A 19,513-nucleotide genomic window follows, 5' to 3' on the forward strand; every position below is an offset into this window, starting at 1 on the left:
TGGTGGCTTTTTGCTGACGGGACTCCGAGCTTGCGCATGTCTGTTTTGCGCTCAAAACGCGTAAGGCTTTCATGCGATGCGCGTTGGATCGTGCGGCGAATCGTATGCAGTTGCGGAGCAATCCGTGCAGAAAAGGTGAAAGGTCGCAAAGAGCGTGTGCGGATAATCCGTTGGATCGCGATGCAAAACCTCGGACTGCGGTGAAAGGTCTCTCTGCAATGCTGGTGGCGTTGAAATCATCGCGGATCAAGGAGCGCAAATGAGGAAGCCTGCAACGGTCGCCATCGGCATCATATGCGGCATCGTGTGCGCTGGGGCGGTGTTCGCTTTCATGCAGGACGTCAAGGGGGAGGCTGCGGCCGCACGCGCCGAAACCCTTGCCCGCTACGGTGGCGAGCAGATTGAAGTCTGCGTGGCAACGCGCGATATAGCCGCGGGCGAGAAGCTCGACTCTTCGAATGCCACGGAAAAGCTCTGGCTTGCGGATTTGCTTCCTCCCGATGCGGTGCGCTCGGTGCGGGACGTATCAGGCGAGCGGCTCGGCACTCCCATCTACGAGGGGGAGGTCGTTACGGCGAAGCGCTTTGCGCGGGAAGGTCGCGCGATCGACGTCCCCGATGGCCTGAGCGTGCTGAGCGTTCCGGTGAAGGACGTGCAGGCGATAGGCGGTGCAATCTCGGCGGGGCAGCGGGTCGACGTGTATGCGACGGGAGCGGCTGAAACCGAATTGCTTGCCTCTGACGTGCTTGTCGTCTCATCGAGCAACGAAGGGGAAAGCGGATCGGGGGGCGGCTCGATTTCGTGGGTTGCCCTCGCAGTCGAGCCCCAGGCGATCCAAGAGCTTGTTGCCGCTTCGCAGAAGACCGAGCTGTATCTGGTGTTGCCGGGGGGCGAAAGGAAAGGAGCGGAAGATGAAGCCTGAAATCGTGCTGTGCGTCGATTCCGAAAGCGCGAAGAACCCTGAGCTGATCGGACTCGGGGGAGAAAACCTTCTTTCCCAGCCGTGGTTGCGGTTGTTTTGCAGTGCGGTCGAGGCGCGCGCCTACCTCCGCGAAGCCGATGCCGTCAAGGAGGCATGGGTTGCTTCAAGCGACGAGATGGATCCGATAAACCTTGCGGCTGCGCTCAAAAAGGACGCAGGTGCAACGAGCGTTTGCCTGGTGACGTTCGGTGGTGGCGGTTCTTTGAAAAGCCGAGCCAGTGCGGCGGGCATCGATGCGACGTTGACAGGGGCCGATTTCGCCTCTCGATACAGCTCGGCGAAGAGCCGGCAGCCAGGTGCGCCTCGGCTATCCCGGGCGGGCGCCGATCGAAAGCCCGAGGCGGCGACGGTGTGCGAGTCTGTTGGCAGAAGCCTCGATCTTCCCACGGTTGCGTATCCCGCTGGAAGCGGCGACGAAACGGTCTGCCCCATCCAGGGCAATCCGGGGGCGAACCGGCCGCTCTCTGCGTCGGAATCCGTCGCGAGCGAAACGAAGGGCGATGCTTGCGGGGATGCACGAAAGGCGTCTCTGCGGAAAACCGCTTTTCTCATTACGGTTGTGAGCGCAACCGGCGGAGCGGGAAAGAGCACCGTTGCAGCCTTGTCGGCCTTCTTCGCTCAGGGATTCGGCTATAAAACGCTTCTGGTCGATGCGGATTTGCAGGCGGGGGACATGCGCCGCCTTGTAGGCGAGGAATCGCCTGTTGCGATCGACGAGGTCATCGCCGATCGATCCCGGCTCGAGAAGGCGGTACCCCGTGAATCCCAGCCCGCCCTTTTGGCCGCTCCGAAAAAGCTCGAGCAATCGGAGTCTGTGGCAAGCGGGCTTTCACGCGTGGTCGACGACGCGAGTTCGCTTTTCGACGTCATCGTTGCCAACACCTCGTCGCATTGGGACGAATCGCTCGTCCAGCTTCTCGAGCGTTCGTCGCACGTGCTGTTTCTGGTGGATCAGCGCCCTACGTCGCTCGGTTTGAGCAAGCATGTTCTCGAGATGTGCTCGCGGTGCGGCATCGCGACGACGCCGTTCACGTTCGTGGTGAACAGGTGCACGAAAAACGCGTTGATCACGTCGTTCGAGGCGACATGTTCGCTCGGCGGGTCTCGTGCGGTCGAATTGAAGGACGGCGGCAAGGAAGTCGCCGAGCTTTTGGGGGCGGGACTTCCTCTCGAGCTGATCGGCACCCGAAACGATCTGTGCCTGAGCATGGAGCACGTTCTCATCGACATTCTTCCAGGTAACGCAGCGTTGGGCCAGGCGCCCCCTTCTTCATCGCCGGAACGTACGAGGCGCTTCTTCTTGGGACGGCGGAAGGGGAGGGCGGCATGTCTTTGATGGGCCGCGCTCGCTGCGCTGAAGGCGAGGTGCCGGTCTATCCGACTGATCGAAGCGCGTTGGTTGGGCTTCTGCGCGAATCGGTGTACGAACGCATACCCGCAAACGACATTGCCGCCAAAGCGGCCCGTAACCTTCAGCTGGCGAGAAGCGAAGTGAAGAGCGCCTGCAGACAAGCCTTTCAGGACGAGCGATGGGCGACGGTGCCGGTGTCCGATCGCGAAGGGCTCGTGGGGGAATTGCTCGACGGCATGTTCGGGCTCGGCCCGATCGAGGCGCTCCTTGATGATGAATCGGTGTCCGAAATCATGGTCAACGCAACGCAGGCGGTGTATTTCGAGCGCCAGGGCGTGCTTTACCGGAGTTCGCAGAGGTTTGCTTCGGACGATCAAGTTAGAGCGTTGATCGATCGCATAATCGGACCTATCGGCAGGCGCATCGACGAGGCATCGCCGACGGTCGACGCGCGTTTGCCGCAAGGCCATCGCGTCCACGCGATCATTCCGCCTCTTTCGATCGACGGGCCGGTCGTCACGATCAGGAAGTTCACCGCGCATGTGATGACGCTTGAGGAAATGGTTGCAGGAGGATCGCTCGACGAGCGAACGAGCCGCTTGCTCGGATGGGCTGTCGAATTTCGAAAAAACATTGCCGTGTCAGGCGGTACGGGTACTGGCAAGACCACATTGCTCAACGCGCTTTCGTGCAGGATTCCGCAGCAGGAACGCATTATCACGATCGAGGATTCGGCGGAGCTCCGCTTTTTCGAGCACCCCCATGTCGTTCGTCTTGAGGCGAGGCCGAAAAACGCCGAGGGCATCGGAGAGGTGTCAATTAGGGATTTGGTGAGAAACGCCCTTCGCATGAGACCCGACCGGATCGTTGTTGGGGAGTGCCGAGGCGCCGAGGCGCTCGATATGCTCCAAGCCATGAATACCGGACACGACGGTTCGCTGACGACGCTTCACGCCAATGCCCCCGAAGAGGCTGTCATGCGTTTGACGACCATGGTCCGTTACGGCGTTGACCTTCCGGTCGATGTGATCGAATCCCATATCGCAAGTGCGATCGATCTGGTGATTCAGATAGAGCGAGGTGCCGATGGCGTGCGGTTCGTTTCGCAGATAGCCGAACTCGACCATGCGATCGGCTGCAGAGGCTGCTTTGTTCGGACGCTTTTCGAACGGAGCCATGCGGGGGCACCGGGAAGGTGGGAGGCGGTTCCCTCATGGGTCGATGATCTGCCGCAAAGAGGCGTGGCGAAAGAATCGGAGGTGACGCTATGGAAATCGCCGATGCTCTCATGCTGCTAGCCGGATGTGCGGCTTTTTTCGGGGGCGTTGCAATATTCGCCTCGATTGCTCCATCTGTGCGACGCGTGCGCGTGTCGAGTTCTTTTCGGAAAGAAGAAGCAGAGGAGGGCACCGGTTTGGCGCTGTTGCTGAGGCGGGGCGTTCCCTGGTGCATTCCCCTCGCCCGGGTTGCATTGCGGATCGCGTTCCTTGAAAGCGCATTCGATGAAGTCGTGGTGACGGTTCGGATTCGAGGATATGCGACGACGGTGGAAAGGGCCTGCTCGGTTTGGTGCGCCGTTTCGCTTGGCATCGTTGTTGCGGGAACGCTGATCGGCGCCTCGCCCGTATTCGGCGCGGCCCTTGCGGTTTGTCTGAGCATAGCGTGCCGGTTCGCTGCGGAGCGAAACCGGGAGGCCCGCATCAAAGCCATGCGCGAGGAAGTTCCGAACGCGCTTCGCGCGATGGAGTCGTGCTTCTTCGCCGGCCTTTCGCTCATGCAGACGTTTCAGCATCTTGCCGACGAAGCGTCCGAACCGCTTGCGGCGCTTTTCTCGCAGGCGGCTCATGGGCTCGAAGCGGGGCGCACCTCGCACGAGGTGCTCGGCTCTCTTCGAAACCGGGCGAGCATTCCGGAGATCTCCTTCATCGCCATCGCCCTGGAAATCCAGCACGATGCGGGTGGAAGCATGAAGCAGGTTCTCGAGGCGGCGCGTGACTCTGTGGAAAGCGATCTCGAGCTGCGTCGCGCGCTTCAGGTTCAAACCGCGCAAGCCAAGCTGTCCGCTCGAGTCGTAACCGCCATGCCGTTTGTCCTAATGGCGCTTTTCTCTCTTATAACGGAGGATTTCCTTGCCCCGTTTTTTGCGAGCGGCTTCGGGCTTGCGCTTCTTGCGGTGGCGATAACGATGCAGGTTGCGGGCGTCCTTTGCGTGCGGAACATGCTGAAAGTGGGGTTTGATTGATGTGGATATCCCATCGGTTGCAGAGATCGTAGCGTGCGCAAGCGCGGGTTGCATGGGATGCAGCACGTATGTCTTCCTGCGCCGCAAAGCAGTTGTTCGCAGGCGAAGGCAGCGCGTTCGCAGCGCGGAAAGGGAAATGGGCGTTGCCGGCATGCCCGAGACGGAGTGCGGCGGGCTTTCCGCATGGGCTCTCGCCCTTGCTTGCAGGGAGAGCATCAAGCCGACGTTCGCGCGTTCGGCGCAGAGGAGCGATCGCCTTTTCGCCAGCCGATCGAACTCTGGGATCAAAACCCTTGCGCTGAAGGCGGGGCTCGAATCGTCACTGACGGTTTCGGGGTTCGAGTCGGCGAGGGCGTGCTTGTCTGCGGCCTATCTGGCGATCGGCCTTCTTGTCGGGGCGGTTTTCTCGCTCGAGCTTTCTGCGCTGCTCGGTGCAGGCGGTGGGGTCGCGGGTTGGTTCGCTCTTCCCCGTGCATTGAAGTGCGAAGCCGCTTTGCGCAGGGAGCGGCTGGGGCCTCAGCTCGCAGAGATGTGCGAGGTGGTTGCCTTGGGCTTGCGGAGCGGGCTGTCGTTCGACCATGCGTTCTCCTTGTACTGCGAATACTTCGAATCGGGTTTTGCTCGGGACTGCGCTCAGGCGCGCCGGCAGTGGACGCTCGGCTTGGTGCCACGTGACAGAGCGCTGCGCGGTTTGTCCGATTCGTACGATTCGCCCATGCTGTCGAGAATCGTCGAAGGCATGGTCAGATCGCTGCGGTTCGGAACCTCCCTGGCGGAGACGCTCGAGTCGGCTGCGGCGGAGGCGCGCAGCGTTCATAAAGCGGAAGTCGAAGAGCGAGTGGCAAAGGCACCGGTCAAGATGCTTATCCCCGTCGGAGCGCTGATTCTGCCGGCGATGCTCATCTTCGTGCTCGGGCCGATCATGATAGATTTGATGGAAGGGATATAGGTGCAGGTCATGGGCTGGTTGGCAAAGGAATTCAAGCGCAAGGCGATCGAGGAGAGGGTGCGTATCGCACGGCGACTTTGCGATGCGCGCGGGCAGGGCACGACGGAGTACGCGATTCTCGTCGGGGTGCTCGTCGTGATTGCAATAATCGCAATCACCCTGTTCAGGCCGAAGATACAGGAGTTGTGGGATGCGATCGCGTCGGGTATCAACGGACTGTAGGCGGTGTGTGCCGAAGGCCGCTGCAGACGGTGCGCGATTTCGGCTTGCAGACGATCGGGGGCAATCGAGCGTCGAGTACGCCTTGGTCGTTTTCGCCCTGCTGGCGGTTATCGTTGCATGCTCGCTTTTATGGAGGACCCTCGACGAGGGGCTGTTCGTCTCCCATGCGGCAGCAGGTGCGTCCCACCACATCGGGCGAGGGTCGCCTGGCGCCGTTGCCGACGTGCTTCTGTACTGACGATGCTCTGGAAGGAAGACGATGATGCGTTTGATTCGGCTATGGAATTCGAAGAGGCGAACCGAGCTTCGGGCTCGCCTCGCTGGAAGGCGCGGAAGAAGCGGGCAGGCAACGGTTGAGGCCGCGTATCTGATTCCGGTGGTTTTCCTCTGCCTGCTGCTTCTTCTGCAGCCGGGGATACTGCTTTACGACATCATGGTCATGCAGGGGGCTGCGGCCGAGGGCTGCCGATTGCTCGCGACCAAAACCGATGCTGCGGGCGAATCGGCCGAAGCATGCGAGGCGTATGTGAAACGGCGCCTTGCATCTATCCCGCCGCAGGATCAGTTCCACATGCATGCGGGCGGATGTTCATGGGACATCGTCATCGACGGCGATGAAACGTCGGGTCGCGTTCGGGTGACTATCGCGAACGAGGTTCGCCTTCTTCCCCTGGTCGATGCTGCCGGAGTGCTGTTTGGTTTGGTCGATTCGACGGGAGCGTACTCGTTCGAGGTTTCAAGCAGCGCCCCGACGCAGCCTTCGTGGGCAATCTCATCGGAGTTCGGCCTCGATCCCGAAGCATGGGTCGGAGGCGATCGCTGATGCGGGGGCGTATCGGGTTGCACGGCAGCGCCCTATGCGGGTTGGAACGCTGCGTACCGAAGCCGCTTGCAGGAAGTGCGCCCGCTCGGCGCACCTTCTGCGATGTTATGCGCAGCGAAGAGGGACTCTCGACAGTCGGTATGGTGTTCGCCCTGCTTATCACTCTATCGCTTATCTTTACGGGTGCCCAAGTCTACGATGTGGAGTCGAAGAGCGCCCACATCCAAAACGTTGCCGATGCCGCGGCGCTTGCAGCGGAAAACGAGGTTGCGGAGTTCTGCATAGTGGTTAGGTTGTGCGATGCTCTGGTGCTGACGATGTCCCTCACGGGTATTGCGACGATGGGGCTCGGCGTCGCCGCGCTTTGCGCTCCGGCGACGGCGCCGCTTGCCGATCGGCTCATCAAAGCGGCGACGGATATCTTCGATGCGAGAAACTCGTTTGCGAGTCGGGCGGCATCGGGATTGAACGGCTTCCAGGCGATTCTGCCCTTCCTTTCGGCGGTGAACGCCTCATCGGTGGTGCAAGCGAATTCCTCGAATGCGGGGGAGGCGGCTTATTTCGGTTTCGCCGTCGTGTTGCCCGTCGAGGGGAGCGAGATCGAGGTGGGGCCGCTCGACGCCGCCGACGATCTTGTGCGGAGCGTTGAGGAAAACGAGGAGCGGATCAAGCAGGCGGCAGAACTCGCCGAGGAGGCAGCAGGCGAGGCGAAGGAGGAGAAGCGAAAAGCGTTTTTGGCCGATTGCGGCAACGATCCTGGTTTCTGCATGTACGAGCGAGCGGAAAGCCTTGCAGGCTTGTCGGGCCTTGACAACCCGTTGTACCGCTCCATCGATACCTGGAGCTTTTCAGTCGCCCTGAAGCGCGCCCAGGCATATTATCCGGCGCGTCTTGCGCAGGAGGCTCCCGAGGGCTCGTCGACAGAGGCGCTCGCCCGTTCGGCGCTTCGCAAGCGGTTCTACCAGTACGCTGTCAGGGAGATCGGAAGAGGCTACGTGCGCGAAACAGACGAGTCGTTCGAAGCGTCCTTTCCCTTGCTCGCGAAGAACACGGAGGAGATGAGGTCGACCGACCTTTACACCGAACCGGTCTATCCGATTTCGGTGGGTGACGAGGGGTCGACTGTCATGCACGCATGGAGCGGTTGCCCGAACGTTTCGGCGGGACAACCATCGAGTTTCGGTTCGATCTATCAGATGGAAACCGGTTCGTTCCAAACGTGCTCGGCATGCGGGTTCACGGCGGCGAGCTTGGGAAAGGTGGCTGCGGCGACAACATCGATAGAGAGCGGCTTCGAATACCATTACCGTATCGTTGCGACGGCCGCCGATGCGTATCAGAAAGCGAAAGAGAAGGAAAAACCCTATGCCGATGAAGCGAAATCGTTGACGCGAACGTTGCTCGACCAAGTCGGGGATGCTTTTTCGGGCGCCGCGTCTTACCGCATCGAAGCGAACCCGCCGGGAAGATACGGCGCCGTCTCGTTTGCCGCGGACGTCTCCGATCTCTCGGCTGCAGCGCGGTTTCCCAGCTCGTTTGTAAAGGGAGGCGATTCGGTTGGAGCTCGTGCGGCCTTGTCGGCGGCCACTCTTGCGAGCGACGATCCAGAGGAGGGAAAAACGGTCATCGCATCGGCGCTTGACTCTTTCGACTCGGGTGCGACCGGCGCTGCGGTGGGCGCGCTCGGCATCGTGGCCGACTTGTGGTCGTCGCTGCTGCTCTTCTATTCGGAGGGAATCGAAGCGCTCCAGCGGGGCACGGAACAGGCGCTTTCCCGTATGCCTCTTGCAAGCGAAAGCGGGCTCGGCACATGGGCGGCGCATGCGCTTTCGGGGGTGCTCGAATCGTTGGGGCTGAATCCGGCAAAGCTCGACTCTCCCAAGCCGGTTCTCGTGAATACGGCCCATGTGCTCATCGCCGATACGTCGGGATTCTCTTCGATGCTGCTGGCCGCAAAAGAACAGGGCATCGTCCTCGGGGATGCCGCCGATGCCGATCTGTACACCACGGCGCTTTCCGTGCTGGAAGCGTCGTCGCTCGATGCGCTGTTCGATTTCGAAGCCGGCATAAAGATCGCTGTCGTCCAGCCGTTCGGCGATGCGGGACCCTCGATTCCCCTGACGATCGCACTGCCGTCATGGGCTACGGCGGCTGCGGGCCAGGCGATCCGATCTTCGGTCGATCGGATGAAGGCGGTTTACGCGCAGACGGGAGGCGTTCGAAGATGGGAATGATGATGCTTCGCCGTGCGCGTTCCAAGGGGTTGCACGATCGTTGCGGGCAGATGACCGTCGAATTCGCGGTTGCCTTTCCGGTGTTCCTGATCGTTGCGGTCATATGCGTGAACGCATTGCTTTTCTTCGCCGATTGCGCATCGTTCGACCGCCTTTTTCGCGATGCCGTCCGCGTGCATGCGGCGTCGCCCTCCTACGGCCAGACGCTCGAAGACAGCCGCGTTTTGGTGCTGGGCACTCTCGAGGAATCGGTGCAGCGCGACAACCTTTCCATCGACGTTGCCGTCGAGTCCCAATCAGGGGGGCATGCGAAGTTCACGGCGACCGAGCGTTTTGCACCGACGCTGTTCGGCCTCGGCCTCAAGTCGTCGGTTTTCGGGGTGGCGTTGCCTCAGATCGAGCACTCGGCGTCTATGACGATCGACTGCTATAAACCGGGAGTCCTGCTATGAGAAGGCGCTGCATGGCGGCATGCGCGATCATCGTCATCGGCTTTGCGGCGGTGCTTGCCATCGATGCTCTCGTGGATTGGTTCGACTGCGCGGCGCAAAACGAAACGCCGAGGTCCGCGCAGACGGTGCCATCGGAGGCTGGCTCGGCGGATTCCGCCGCCGAGCCGGACGGCGGGGTTGCCGATCTCTTCGATGCGGATGGCGCGGCTGTCGGCTCTGAAGGCGATTCGGAAGGGCGGGCCGACGGTTTCGACGGCAGCGCTTTGCCAAAAGGTGCGGCAGATTGGGCTGAAAGCCCTATTGTGCCGACGATCGACGACATCGCGCGGGCACGAGGTTTCGAAAGAACGGTTTGTTCGGAGTTTCTCGAGGAGGTAATGGATCCTGCGGGATTCGACGAGGTGCTTGTGGCCGACGGAGGCTCGGTGGTGGGGCTCGTCGGTCGGGGTTCGGCGGCGCAGACGTTTTCCCGCCTGTCGTGCGAGCTGGCTGACAAGGGGTGGATCGGCGTCGATAGCGGTCTTTCCGGGGCGGGTACGTTCGTTAAGAGCGACGGATCGTATTCGTGGCTCATGCTCTCGTGTACCGATGCCGACGGGCTTGTCGGCGTGGTTATACAGATACGATAAGGAGGAGGATCTCTATGAACGAAAGAGCTGGCTGCGAGGCATCGGAAAAGCTCGAGCCTTCACCTGTTTCGATTGCGGCAACCGCAGCATCTCGAATGCGGGGTTTGCTTGGGACGGAATCTTGTTCTGAAACGCTGTTTTTGATTCCCTGTCGGGGAGTGCATACCTACGGTATGCGGTATCCGATAGATGTCGCCTTCGCAAACGGCGATGGCCTCGTTGTGGCGGTTCGACGCGGGCTTGAGCCGAACCGCCGGGTGATGGGCGGAAAAGCGGTGATGGCGCTTGAAAGGGAACATGACCCGAGCCGGACGTGGTTTAAGGAGGGGGACAGGCTGGCCCTTTCCATCTTTCGGGAAGCGAAACGAGAGGAGTCTCGATGAAGGAATGCCCTGTGTGCTCAGCGGTGACGTTCGACGACATGGATATATGCTACGGCTGTCTCCATCGGTTCGGCGGGGCGGATGCTATTGCGGCGTCTGCGACGGCGGGGGGAAAGGGCGCGTTTGCGGTTCAGCCTGCAAACGGCAGTCTTGCGGGCGGTGGGCCGTCGGGCTGCAAGCTGTCTCCGGATCGCCCTCGGGAACAAGGCGGTACGGATCGGCCCGCCCGCGCATACCGCGTGGAAATCACGCTCGTGCCGATAGACCAGGCTCGGTAGCGTCCTCGGGTTGCTGCGGATCCGCAGCAACGGGCACGGCAACGCTTTCGGATCGCTGTGCATCCCAGGCATCAAGGGTTTCTATGAGGTCATCGATGCAGTCTGCTCCGATTTTCTTGCATATCCTGCGAAGGTACGCCTTTGCGGTTTTGGGCAATACCCCGAGTTCTTCAGCGATTTCGTGGGCATCGAGGTTTTCGAGCAGAAGCAGCAGGGTTTCCTCTTCGCGGGGTGTGAGGGAGAACTCTTTTGCCGCATCGGAGCAGAAGTCATCGAGGGCGACGATCTGCTCGGGTATGGGAAACGCGATGGGCAGCGCGATTTGGCGTTCGGTCGAATGGCTGAGAAGGCATGCCGCGCCAAGCAGGAACAACACGATGCAGCTCGCCGAAAGAAGGGCTGCAAGATGGGGTCCGAGAGCTCCTCCGAACAGCGTGAAGTAACCGATGTTCAACCCGACGAGAAGACCGAGCCATTGAGCGAGCGCCACCCTCGTCCATCGCTCGGCGCGGATAACGAGGATGCTGAGAGGACAGGAGAGGACGACAAGCGCGATTCCGATGCTCCCGAGGACGGCATCGCCGATCCGGGCAGGTGCGAGGAGCGATATCATGCCGATGCCCGCAGCGCACGACACCAGCCCGATGCCCGCGAGTGATCTGACGGTGCTTCGATCAAACCCGTTTTGCACCCTCAACACGATGTTTGCGGGCAGCGAGAGCGGCGAAGCGTCGCCGGGCTCTACCGATGAGGCCGAAGCGGATGCGCTTTCATCGCGCGTGCGGCCGAATGCTGTGCGATACCAGCGGATCGATGTTATCAGGCATGCTGCGAAGCCGCCGGCGCAAAGCGCCGCCTGCAAGCAAACCAGTCCTCTGGCAAGAAGCGATTGGGATACATAGGGGGCAGCGGCGACAACGATCGCGGGCGCGCCGACGGCGAGGGCGAATCCGATTGCGAAGAGTCTTGCGCTCGGCCGTTTGCTGCGGGAGCGAGGAGTAAGCGGCCGGGAGGTGGCCTCCCCGATTGCCAAGAGGCATGCCATGATGTATGCGAAGACCAAAACGAAAGTTAGGGCACCGACTGGTTGATACGAAGCGGGAAGGATGGGTTTGACCGCCAGAAGAACGCCGATCGATAAAAACGGCATGCAGAGCGTGATTCCGAATGAGCAGGCCAATCCCAGCCAGCGAACGGCGCCGATGCGCTCGTCCCGCATCGGCTTGCGGGCAAAAGGTTTTGCCGCCGCCATGGTTGACGGCTCTTCCTGCGCGGTGGAGGATAGGGCTGCTGTGCTTTCTGCTATGGATTCCAGCTCGTGGCTCATCGTGTCCGTTCGGATAGTCCGCCGTGCGATGCCGCCGAAAATGCGACGGCTCTTACCATTATACCTGAAACTCGCCTGCCACCTCGGAATGCTCACGGAAGAGGTGCGATTGGGCAGTGATTCAAGTAAGAGTAGGGGTCGGGGCGAACAGCCGCCCACGGTGAAGGAGCGAGAGAGCTATCGGCGCAAGCAGGCTGGGTGAGCGCTGCGAACCCGCATCGGGTTCGCAGCGGCGGTGGTGCTGGAAGAAGACGTCGCTGCGGCAAGCTCGATCAATGGGCCGCCTGGGCGGCCGCGTTGCCTCCCGCCTCGGCGCTTCGTATCCGAAGGCGCCCGATTGCGAGGGCGATGGCGAAGATGGCCGCCGTGAACAACAGCATGATGCCCATGGCTCCGAAAACAGGCGCAAGGTTCGTCGCGCTGAAATCGCGAAGCGAAGTGATTTGGTCGATCGCATTGCCGTAGTAGAACGTCGGAGTGAAACGCGCTACCGTGACGATCGCGGAGGCGCCGAGGTACTCGAGCGGCACCCATAGGCCGCCCAAAAACGAGAGGACCAAGCCGGTGATGTTGCCGGCGGCGTTCATCACGATCTCGCTTGTCGTCAGTTGGCCGATCAAAAATCCGATCGAAAGGGCGACGGTGCAAAACGCAAGCGATGCCAAGGCTATGAGGCCGAGCGCGATCGGCGAGACGGCTGCAAGCGAATCTCTGAACACCACAAGTCCCAAGACGTTGACCCATGCCCATGTGATGAGGGCGATGATCACGCATGCCGCGGCAATTTGGGAGCTTATCGAGAGCGCGCTGACGGGTGAGGCGAGATCCCGCTTCTTAACCTCGGTTCTGTTGAACGTTCCCATGACTACGGCGATGCAGACGATGATGCCGAGCATGGCGGTGTATCCCGAAAACCGCATGTAAAGGATGTACTGCTGCGAGATCGGCACCGATTCGCCTAGTTGCACCATGGTGACGTCGGTCGAGTCCTCCATGCTGCGCGCGGCCATTTCCACCGCTTCCGCTTCGGTATTCGCGGCCCCGCTTTTCATCAGCGTTCCAACGATGTCGAGGTACTCGTTCACTCGGCCGTTCATCATGTTCGCAGCTATCGATTCATAGCTTACGATCGTGTCGATAAGGGGAGCTTCGCCGCCGTTTTCCAGGGATCGGGCGAAGTCTTCGCCGAATCCTTCGGGAATGATGGCTATGTAGGGCGCGAGGCTTTGGGCGGTTGCGTCTTGGAGGGCCTGCCGCGAATCCTCCAGCTCGACGACCGTTGTGCCTGTGCCGATGAAATCGGCGATGCCCTGCGACAGATCGCTTCCGTCGCGATCGATGACGGCGATGCTCGGGCGGTTCTCGACGAATTCGTCCTGCGGGGCATCGATGTTGCTCGTGCCGATGAACAGGCCCATGAACCCGAGGTAGACGATGTAGATGCTGATGTAGATCGGGTGTTTCGCGAATACGCGGAGCGCGGCCTTAAAGACTTGCATAGCGCTGCCTCCTCATGAAGATCGCCGCTACAAGGGCAAGCACGGCGGTTATGGCAAGTATCACCGTGATGACGGCGAAGAACTGGTCGAGCGTGTCGTAGTAGTACAGGCTGTAAAACAGGTCTGCTACCTGTTTGGACGGGTTTGCCGCCTGGACGAGAGGCGCCGTTCTCGCGAGCTCGTCGGCAAGTCGCTGGCTCGATGTGCCGTAGAGTCCGGCGAACAGGGCGAGCGTGCACGAGAGTCCGGTCAGGATGCCGCTTTTTGCATTCTCGGGCAGCTTGGGAATGCTGCCGATCGCAGCGCCGAGGGCGGTTGCCATGAGCGAGGCCGCGGCCAGCCCGAGCGTGCAGGCGGCATCTCTGCCGCCGAAATCGATGCCGAGGACGAATCGGATGTAGATGAAGCCGATCATCAGGCAGGCAAAAGAGAGCACCCAGCATGCACCAAGGGTTGCCGCTAGCGTTTTCAAGCGGCTTGTTGCACCGACCGCGCGTCGAGCGCCGATCGGGGAGAGGTTGGCCTGAGTTCGGGTGATGCCTACAAGCGAGATGTTCGCTGCCATGATCGCAGAGAATCCGAGCAGCGCATAGAAGTAGCGTACCGATTCAGACGATTTGTTGGCGGTGACCGAAATCTCTTGGGTATAGCTGCCGAGATCGGTGAGCGAGGAGAGAAAGCCAGGGTCGGCGAACGCGCTCGGGTTTTCTTCTGCGATCTGCTCGACTGCCTTTTGAGTGTGGAGGTAGCGGTCGATCATATCCTTCAGAATGGTCTGGGATACGCTGGTGCCGGTTTCGAGTTTCTGGGCGCTCGGCAGATAGAGCTGCGGTTTGCCGTCCGCGCCGACCTGGATGCAGGCTTCGACTTCGCCTTCGTCCATCAGCTTTCGGGCGGATGCGTCGTCTGCAACGAAGTGGGCGTCGAGCACCTGATCGTCGCCCGGTTCGCTGAGAACTTCGATCATCACATCGAAACTCTCGGCATCCTCGAAGGCGCCGTTGTCGACGATGGCGGTCGGAATAGGCTGGAACTCGTAGGCCTCTTCGATATTCGCGAACATGACGAAGAAAAGGCTTGCCAGCACGATGGGAAAGAGCAGTGCCCATAAAAGGACGTTCTTCTCGCGAAGCAGCGCGGCGATGGTGTATTTGAAGGTATTCCACATAGCGGCCGCCTAGTCGCGCAGTTCTTTGCCGGTGATTTCGAGGAAAACATCGTTTAAGGTGGGCGGTTCCGAATACACGCGGCCAAACGCGATGTTGTGGGTTTGGAGCACATGCAGGATGTCGCTGAGGTTGTGCGTGCCGCTCGAACAGGCTATCGTTACGGTTTTCCCATCGCATGAAGCGCGCCGCACGTGGGAAAGCGCCTTGACGTCGGCGAGCGCCGCATCGGAAAGGTCGAGCACTTCGAGTTCTATCTTCTCACCTGTTCCGATCATAGCCTTGAGCTCGTTGTTGGTCCCGCAGGCAAGCGTTCGGCCGTGGTCCATGATCATGATGCGCGTGCAAATCTCTTCGACCTCTTCCATGTAATGGCTCGTGTACACGACGGTCGAGCCCTCGCGGTTCAAGCGCTGGATGCCTTCGAGGATCGAATTGCGGCTCTGCGGATCGACCGCGACGGTCGGTTCGTCGAAGAAGATGAGCTCGGGCTTGTGCGCGATGCCGCAGGCGATGTTCAGTCGTCGCAGCAGACCGCCGGATAGCTTCCGAGGACGAAACTTCACGTAATCCTCGAGCCCCACGAACTCGATGGCCTCGCCGACGAGCTGTCTGCGTTTCGCCTTGTCGGAAACGTAGAGGGCGCAGAAGTAATCGATGTTCTCTCGCACGGTCAGCTCTTCGAACACGGCGACGTTCTGCGGAACGATGCCGATGCGCCGTTTGAGGTCGTAGCGGCTTGGCGCCATGGTCTCGCCGAACAGCTTGATCTCGCCTTTGTCGTAGGTGAGGAGCTGCAGAATGCAGTTCACGGCCGTGGTTTTGCCGCTGCCGTTCGGACCGAGCAGGCCGAACACCTCGCCTGGCTCGATGTGCAGATCGAAGTGATCGAGCGCGAGTACGTCTTTGTAGCGTTTGACGAGATTGTTCACGTCGACGATGTCCATAGTCCCTCCTGAGTGTCGTTACGATCATTGTGCATTAACGCCGCAGGCGGCGAAAGTGACCAGGGTCACTGCCTCCATGACAAATGTCACAACTTTGCAATCGGTTTCCCATGCTGCTGTTTCGTGCGGGTTCCTCGGATACAATAGGCTCATGGAGCGGCTCCTCGACAAAGCCATCGTCATCGCCTGTTGCCTGGCGACGGTTCTGGCCGCCCCGTTTTCAACGGGCATCGTCGTCGGCATGCTGATCGCCTTGACCGTTAGCGGCCTGTTCGAGCTTTCGTCGATCCCTCGGTTTTTTCGTTGGGCGGCGCTTGTCCTGTACTGCGCGTCGGCCCTGTTCGTTCATCAGTTCGTGCTGTTCGTTCCGCTGATCGCCTACGATTGCCTCCGAACCGAGCCCGCGGCGCTCAAAGGCTGCTGGATCGTTCCCCTGCTTGTTGCGTTCGCCTTTCTTCCGATGCAATCGTTCTTTTTCGTGCTGGTTCTCACCATCGCCGCGTGCGGCTTGTCGTTTCGCACGTCTCAAGAGAAAGACGAGCGCGAGCGCTTCACGGCGCTTCGCGACGAATTGAGGGAGGCATCGCTGTCTCTCGAGCAGAAAAACCGCGATCTGCAGGACAAGCAGGATTACGAGGTGACGCTCGCGACGCTCAACGAGCGGGGTCGCATTGCGCGCGAGATACATGACAACGTGGGGCATTTGCTCACGCGATCCGTTTTGCAGGTTGAAGCGCTGCAGGTAACGCATGCGGGCGATCCGTCGCTCACCGACGAGTTGGCGCAGGTGGGTGCAACATTGCACGAAGCACTCGATACCGTGCGCGTGAGCGTGCACGACTTGCACGACGATTCGTTCGACCTGCGGACCCAGCTGACGTCCATTGCTCGCGATGCGCGGTTCCCTGCCGTCGATATAGATTACGATGCCGATTTCGTGCCTGCGCCCATCGGATACTGTTTCATTGCCATCGTGCGGGAAGCCCTTTCCAACGCGGCGAAGCACAGCGATGCGGACCGCGTGCGCGTATCGGTTGCCGAATACCCGGCATTCTACCGCCTGATCGTGCACGATAACGGAAGCAAGCCTCCCACCGACGTGTTGGTTGACGATCTTTCCCGCATCGACGAAGGACGCCGGGGATCGGGCATCGGTCTTCGTACGATGGGGGATCGGACGTGTTCGCTCGGCGGTGTGTTCCGAGCCGAATACCAAAACGGCTTCCGCTTGTTCGCATCCATACCGAAAGGAGAATCATGATGCAGGGGGCTACCGCGATACGGGTCGTGATAATCGATGACGATCCGTTCGTGCAGACATCGCTCAAGACCATTCTTTCTGCGCAAGACGATATCGAGGTGCTTGCGACGGGCGGAAGCGGATCGGAGGCGATTCGCCTGTTCGATGAGCTCGGTCCCGACGTGCTGTTGATGGATATCCAGATGCCGGAAACAGACGGGCTTTCCGCCGCGCGCGGCATCCTCGGCGAGCATGCGGATGCGCGCATTGTCTTCCTCACGACGTTTTCGGATGACGAGTACATCGTGGAGGCGCTTCGCATGGGAGTGCGGGGCTACCTGATAAAGCAAGAGGTTGCCAACATAGCCCCCGCCGTCCGATCGGTTATGGCGGGGCAGAGCGTGCTGGGCGGGGAAGTGGTCGGCAGGGTGGATACGCTCATGCGCGGCGATGTCGGCGGCGGAGCCGGTGCACGTACCGAAGATCGCGGGGAAAAGGGTGCGGCAGCCCGCAGATCCGCAGCTTTGACACGGGGTCTTTCCGAGCGCGAGTACGATATCATCGAGTTGATCGCCCAGGGCTACGACAACAAAGAAGTAGCTGCGAACCTGTTCATCAGCGAAGGCACGGTGCGAAACCACGTAAGCGCCATCCTGCAGAAGCTCGATTTGAAAAACAGGACGCAGCTTGCGGTGTACTTCTACCGGGATCTTTCGAAGGCGGATGCTTAAAGCAGTTCTTCAAGGGCTTTCTCGGCCATGGCGCTCATGCGGGAATCGAGCTCGATGTAAGCATCGAGTATCCTGTCGCCGGCCTCGGTCAGCGTGCTGCCGTGCGCTCCGTCGCGATCGAGCAGCTGCACGCCGAGTGCCGCTTCAGTTTCCTTGATGATGCGCCAAGCCTTGCTGTACGCCATACCCATGCCCTTTGCCGCCGCGTTGAGCGAGCCCGTCTCGCGAACGCCCAGGCACAGGTTCGCAATGCCCCGCCCGAACACTGATCCGCTTTCCGATGCGGGGTTTTCGATGCTCAGACGAATACTGGGCTTTAAAGCGCTCAGATCTGCCATAGGTTTACCTGCCAATCCGGTCTTGGGCGGCCACACCGAACGATCGGCTGGTTACCGCTGGTCCAGAAACTCTGTTATCGCCTGCTCTATGTCTGCGGGCGCACTGTCGATTATATCCGTAAACCTGATTTCCGTCTCGTCGAGATTCGCAAGGTTTGCGGGAATATGATCGATTCCCGTTTCTTTCGCGATGAGCTCGTTGAGTTTGCACCCGCTGAGAGCCGAGACCTCGTCGGGAAGCGCGCCGCCCGGTTCGATGCCGTGCAGCGCCCGATAGACGTTTTCGCCGAATTTCGCCCAATGGGCGGTGCTTGCGATGAGCACGGGGTTTTCGCCGCGCAGGTTTTCGGCGGCTTGGTATGCGACTGCCGTATGGGGGTCGATCAGGTAGTTGTGGTGCTCGAACACGTTCTTTATGGCCGCAAAGCACGCGGCGCTGTCGATGGAATCGGCGGTGAAGTGGTTCCGCAGCTTGGCGAACGTCTCCTCGTCGATGCGAAACGCCCTTCTCTCGCGCAGGTCGTCCATCCACGAACGGATGGCATCTCCGTTGCGGCCCGTCAGTTCGAAGAGCTGGCGTTCGAGGTTCGAGGATACGAGGATGTCCATCGAGGGGGAGGGCGTCAGCATGAACTCGCGATGGGAGATGTCGTAGGTGCCGGTACTGATGAAATCGGCAAGCACGCGATTTTCGTTGCTTGCGCACAGAAGCATGTCGATGGGCGTGCCGACCTGCTTGGCATACCATGCGGCGAGGATGTTGCCGAAGTTTCCGGTGGGAACGCAGACGTCGATCGGCTGCCCCGGGGCCACCTTGCCTTCCCGAACGAGCATGGCGTAACTTGAAACGTAGTAGACGACTTGCGGCAGCAGCCTGCCCCAGTTGATGGAGTTCGCGCTTGAGAGGGCGATCTTCCGCTCGCTTGCGAGCGCCTCGTTGAACTCTCGATCGCCGAAGACGGCTTTCGCACCGGTTTGGCAATCATCGAAGTTCCCACGCACCGCCCAGACCATCACGTTGCCGCCCGATTGAGTTGCCATCTGTTTGAACTGGATATCGCTTACGCCGCCGTGCGGGTACATGACCGAGATGCGCACGCCTTCTTGGTCTTTGAATCCTTCGAGAGCGGCTTTGCCCGTATCGCCCGAGGTGGCGACGAGAATAAGGAAATCATTGTCGAGCTTGCCCTGCTCTTTGAGCGCCGCAGCGCTTGCCGAGAAGAAGCGGGGAAGGCATTGCAGGGCCATGTCTTTGAACGCGCTCGTGGGGCCGTGCCACAGCTCGAGCACGTGCGTGTTGGCGTCGAGGGTGGTGATGGGACAGATGTCCTCGTCGTCGAAGTTCTCTCCGTACGCCTGCGTCATGAGATTTTCGATTGTTTCGGGATCCAGATCGATATCGAACGCCTGGTAGATGCGCGCTGCGCGCTGGGCGTAAGGCACATCCGCGAGCGCCGTGATCTCGCCAAGCGAGAAGCGCGGCAGGTTTTCGGGCACGTAGAGCCCGCCTCCGTCGGCCAGCCCGTTGACGACGGCTTCGGTGAAGGGGACGGGGGCGTCGCAGAGTCCGCGGGTGTCGATGTAGCGATTCTGGTTCATCTGAGCAGTCCTTCTGTCTTGGTGAAAAGCCGTTTCAGTATAGTATGCGCCATGACGGGGCAATGCACGCAACGGAGTTGATTTCATGCAATACGCACGAGACGGATCGGGGCGCCGTCGC

At 60.5% G+C, this 19,513-nt stretch carries 21 protein-coding genes; 15 read left to right on the forward strand and 6 right to left on the reverse strand.

What is annotated here, in order from left to right:
• Nucleotides 1-259: 259 nt before the first annotated feature.
• The 13 genes from cpaB to C1719_RS02495 all read left to right on the forward strand — a co-directional run bounded on the left by cpaB (nucleotide 260) and on the right by C1719_RS02495 (nucleotide 10,545).
• Nucleotides 260-922: a Flp pilus assembly protein CpaB gene (cpaB, locus tag C1719_RS02435; protein ID WP_102373632.1), complete on the forward strand. Its 663-nt coding sequence runs from the start codon at nucleotides 260-262 to the stop codon at nucleotides 920-922.
• The gene (locus C1719_RS02440) at nucleotides 912-2,318 is read left to right on the forward strand and encodes a CpaE/TadZ family protein (RefSeq protein WP_102373633.1); all 1,407 of its coding nucleotides are present in this window, start codon (nucleotides 912-914) and stop codon (nucleotides 2,316-2,318) included. The genes cpaB and C1719_RS02440 overlap by 11 nt, the downstream gene beginning before the upstream one ends.
• Nucleotides 2,309-3,631: a TadA family conjugal transfer-associated ATPase gene (locus C1719_RS02445; protein WP_102373634.1), complete on the forward strand. Its 1,323-nt coding sequence runs from the start codon at nucleotides 2,309-2,311 to the stop codon at nucleotides 3,629-3,631. Before C1719_RS02440 ends, C1719_RS02445 begins: the two co-directional genes overlap by 10 nt.
• Complete coding sequence (locus C1719_RS02450) at nucleotides 3,601-4,575, forward strand: type II secretion system F family protein (RefSeq protein WP_102373635.1); 975 nt, start codon at nucleotides 3,601-3,603, stop codon at nucleotides 4,573-4,575. The genes C1719_RS02445 and C1719_RS02450 overlap by 31 nt, the downstream gene beginning before the upstream one ends.
• A 136-nt stretch (nucleotides 4,576-4,711) precedes the next feature.
• Nucleotides 4,712-5,524 carry a type II secretion system F family protein gene (locus C1719_RS02455; protein WP_245874273.1) on the forward strand — a complete coding sequence of 271 codons (813 nt, stop codon included), beginning with the start codon at nucleotides 4,712-4,714 and terminating at the stop codon, nucleotides 5,522-5,524.
• Nucleotides 5,525-5,533: 9 nt separating this feature from the next.
• The gene (locus C1719_RS15960; protein ID WP_245874275.1) at nucleotides 5,534-5,746 is read left to right on the forward strand and encodes a hypothetical protein; all 213 of its coding nucleotides are present in this window, start codon (nucleotides 5,534-5,536) and stop codon (nucleotides 5,744-5,746) included.
• A gap of 7 nt (nucleotides 5,747-5,753) precedes the next feature.
• A complete protein-coding gene (locus C1719_RS02465; RefSeq protein WP_102373636.1) occupies nucleotides 5,754-5,984 on the forward strand; it encodes a hypothetical protein in 231 nt (76 codons plus the stop codon).
• A 21-nt stretch (nucleotides 5,985-6,005) separates the two neighbouring features.
• Nucleotides 6,006-6,569: a TadE/TadG family type IV pilus assembly protein gene (locus C1719_RS02470; protein ID WP_245874276.1), complete on the forward strand. Its 564-nt coding sequence runs from the start codon at nucleotides 6,006-6,008 to the stop codon at nucleotides 6,567-6,569.
• Nucleotides 6,569-8,803 (forward strand): molybdenum cofactor biosynthesis enzyme, encoded by a 2,235-nt coding sequence (locus C1719_RS02475; RefSeq protein WP_245874278.1) that lies wholly within the window; start codon nucleotides 6,569-6,571, stop codon nucleotides 8,801-8,803. Before C1719_RS02470 ends, C1719_RS02475 begins: the two co-directional genes overlap by 1 nt.
• The gene (locus C1719_RS02480) at nucleotides 8,794-9,255 is read left to right on the forward strand and encodes a TadE/TadG family type IV pilus assembly protein (RefSeq protein WP_245874279.1); all 462 of its coding nucleotides are present in this window, start codon (nucleotides 8,794-8,796) and stop codon (nucleotides 9,253-9,255) included. Before C1719_RS02475 ends, C1719_RS02480 begins: the two co-directional genes overlap by 10 nt.
• An 11-nt stretch (nucleotides 9,256-9,266) precedes the next feature.
• Entirely contained in the window at nucleotides 9,267-9,884 is a 618-nt protein-coding gene (locus C1719_RS02485; RefSeq protein ID WP_102373638.1) for a hypothetical protein, read from the forward strand.
• A gap of 14 nt (nucleotides 9,885-9,898) precedes the next feature.
• The gene (locus C1719_RS16300) at nucleotides 9,899-10,267 is read left to right on the forward strand and encodes a DUF192 domain-containing protein (RefSeq protein ID WP_102373639.1); all 369 of its coding nucleotides are present in this window, start codon (nucleotides 9,899-9,901) and stop codon (nucleotides 10,265-10,267) included.
• On the forward strand, nucleotides 10,264-10,545 hold the full coding sequence (locus C1719_RS02495; RefSeq protein WP_102373640.1) for a DNA-binding protein: 282 nt from the start codon (nucleotides 10,264-10,266) through the stop codon (nucleotides 10,543-10,545). The genes C1719_RS16300 and C1719_RS02495 overlap by 4 nt, the downstream gene beginning before the upstream one ends.
• On the opposite strand, the gene C1719_RS02500 is transcribed toward C1719_RS02495, so the two are convergent.
• From C1719_RS02500 to C1719_RS02515, 4 genes are all read right to left on the reverse strand, one after another.
• On the reverse strand, nucleotides 10,514-11,872 hold the full coding sequence (locus C1719_RS02500; RefSeq protein WP_102373641.1) for a helix-turn-helix transcriptional regulator: 1,359 nt from the start codon (nucleotides 11,870-11,872) through the stop codon (nucleotides 10,514-10,516). The genes C1719_RS02495 and C1719_RS02500 overlap by 32 nt on opposite strands.
• Before the next feature lie 272 nt (nucleotides 11,873-12,144).
• On the reverse strand, nucleotides 12,145-13,371 hold the full coding sequence (locus tag C1719_RS02505; protein ID WP_102373642.1) for an ABC transporter permease: 1,227 nt from the start codon (nucleotides 13,369-13,371) through the stop codon (nucleotides 12,145-12,147).
• Nucleotides 13,358-14,539: an ABC transporter permease gene (locus C1719_RS02510; protein WP_102373643.1), complete on the reverse strand. Its 1,182-nt coding sequence runs from the start codon at nucleotides 14,537-14,539 to the stop codon at nucleotides 13,358-13,360. Before C1719_RS02510 ends, C1719_RS02505 begins: the two co-directional genes overlap by 14 nt.
• Before the next feature lie 9 nt (nucleotides 14,540-14,548).
• A complete protein-coding gene (locus tag C1719_RS02515; RefSeq protein ID WP_102373644.1) occupies nucleotides 14,549-15,484 on the reverse strand; it encodes an ABC transporter ATP-binding protein in 936 nt (311 codons plus the stop codon).
• A 76-nt stretch (nucleotides 15,485-15,560) separates the two neighbouring features.
• Here C1719_RS02515 and C1719_RS02520 point away from each other — a divergent pair, with 76 nt between their 5' ends.
• Both C1719_RS02520 and C1719_RS02525 read left to right on the forward strand, forming a co-directional pair.
• Nucleotides 15,561-16,745 carry a sensor histidine kinase gene (locus C1719_RS02520; RefSeq protein WP_245874280.1) on the forward strand — a complete coding sequence of 395 codons (1,185 nt, stop codon included), beginning with the start codon at nucleotides 15,561-15,563 and terminating at the stop codon, nucleotides 16,743-16,745.
• The gene (locus tag C1719_RS02525; protein WP_245874281.1) at nucleotides 16,742-17,455 is read left to right on the forward strand and encodes a response regulator; all 714 of its coding nucleotides are present in this window, start codon (nucleotides 16,742-16,744) and stop codon (nucleotides 17,453-17,455) included. Before C1719_RS02520 ends, C1719_RS02525 begins: the two co-directional genes overlap by 4 nt.
• Here C1719_RS02525 and C1719_RS02530 read toward each other — a convergent pair.
• Together C1719_RS02530 and thrC are read right to left on the reverse strand one after the other, a co-directional pair.
• The gene (locus C1719_RS02530) at nucleotides 17,452-17,793 is read right to left on the reverse strand and encodes a winged helix-turn-helix domain-containing protein (protein WP_102373646.1); all 342 of its coding nucleotides are present in this window, start codon (nucleotides 17,791-17,793) and stop codon (nucleotides 17,452-17,454) included. The genes C1719_RS02525 and C1719_RS02530 overlap by 4 nt on opposite strands.
• Before the next feature lie 51 nt (nucleotides 17,794-17,844).
• A complete protein-coding gene (gene thrC, locus C1719_RS02535; RefSeq protein WP_102373647.1) occupies nucleotides 17,845-19,392 on the reverse strand; it encodes a threonine synthase in 1,548 nt (515 codons plus the stop codon).
• Between the last annotated feature and the right edge of the window lie 121 nt (nucleotides 19,393-19,513).

It is taken from the genome of Raoultibacter massiliensis, from assembly GCF_900199545.1.
Taxonomy (GTDB): domain Bacteria; phylum Actinomycetota; class Coriobacteriia; order Coriobacteriales; family Eggerthellaceae; genus Raoultibacter; species Raoultibacter massiliensis.

Coding starts and splice junctions, on each gene's coding strand:
- C1719_RS02470 (WP_245874276.1), top strand. CDS start 6,006: ATGATGCGTTTGATTCGGCTATGGAATTCGAAGAGGCGAACCGAGCTT.
- C1719_RS02515 (WP_102373644.1), bottom strand. CDS start 15,484: ATGGACATCGTCGACGTGAACAATCTCGTCAAACGCTACAAAGACGTA.
- C1719_RS02440 (WP_102373633.1), top strand. CDS start 912: ATGAAGCCTGAAATCGTGCTGTGCGTCGATTCCGAAAGCGCGAAGAAC.
- cpaB (WP_102373632.1), top strand. CDS start 260: ATGAGGAAGCCTGCAACGGTCGCCATCGGCATCATATGCGGCATCGTG.
- C1719_RS02485 (WP_102373638.1), top strand. CDS start 9,267: ATGGCGGCATGCGCGATCATCGTCATCGGCTTTGCGGCGGTGCTTGCC.
- C1719_RS02500 (WP_102373641.1), bottom strand. CDS start 11,872: ATGAGCCACGAGCTGGAATCCATAGCAGAAAGCACAGCAGCCCTATCC.
- C1719_RS02495 (WP_102373640.1), top strand. CDS start 10,264: ATGAAGGAATGCCCTGTGTGCTCAGCGGTGACGTTCGACGACATGGAT.
- C1719_RS02510 (WP_102373643.1), bottom strand. CDS start 14,539: ATGTGGAATACCTTCAAATACACCATCGCCGCGCTGCTTCGCGAGAAG.
- thrC (WP_102373647.1), bottom strand. CDS start 19,392: ATGAACCAGAATCGCTACATCGACACCCGCGGACTCTGCGACGCCCCC.
- C1719_RS02525 (WP_245874281.1), top strand. CDS start 16,742: ATGATGCAGGGGGCTACCGCGATACGGGTCGTGATAATCGATGACGAT.
- C1719_RS02475 (WP_245874278.1), top strand. CDS start 6,569: ATGCGGGGGCGTATCGGGTTGCACGGCAGCGCCCTATGCGGGTTGGAA.
- C1719_RS02445 (WP_102373634.1), top strand. CDS start 2,309: ATGTCTTTGATGGGCCGCGCTCGCTGCGCTGAAGGCGAGGTGCCGGTC.
- C1719_RS02530 (WP_102373646.1), bottom strand. CDS start 17,793: ATGGCAGATCTGAGCGCTTTAAAGCCCAGTATTCGTCTGAGCATCGAA.
- C1719_RS16300 (WP_102373639.1), top strand. CDS start 9,899: ATGAACGAAAGAGCTGGCTGCGAGGCATCGGAAAAGCTCGAGCCTTCA.
- C1719_RS15960 (WP_245874275.1), top strand. CDS start 5,534: ATGGGCTGGTTGGCAAAGGAATTCAAGCGCAAGGCGATCGAGGAGAGG.
- C1719_RS02450 (WP_102373635.1), top strand. CDS start 3,601: ATGGAAATCGCCGATGCTCTCATGCTGCTAGCCGGATGTGCGGCTTTT.
- C1719_RS02480 (WP_245874279.1), top strand. CDS start 8,794: ATGGGAATGATGATGCTTCGCCGTGCGCGTTCCAAGGGGTTGCACGAT.
- C1719_RS02505 (WP_102373642.1), bottom strand. CDS start 13,371: ATGCAAGTCTTTAAGGCCGCGCTCCGCGTATTCGCGAAACACCCGATC.
- C1719_RS02520 (WP_245874280.1), top strand. CDS start 15,561: ATGACAAATGTCACAACTTTGCAATCGGTTTCCCATGCTGCTGTTTCG.
- C1719_RS02455 (WP_245874273.1), top strand. CDS start 4,712: ATGGGCGTTGCCGGCATGCCCGAGACGGAGTGCGGCGGGCTTTCCGCA.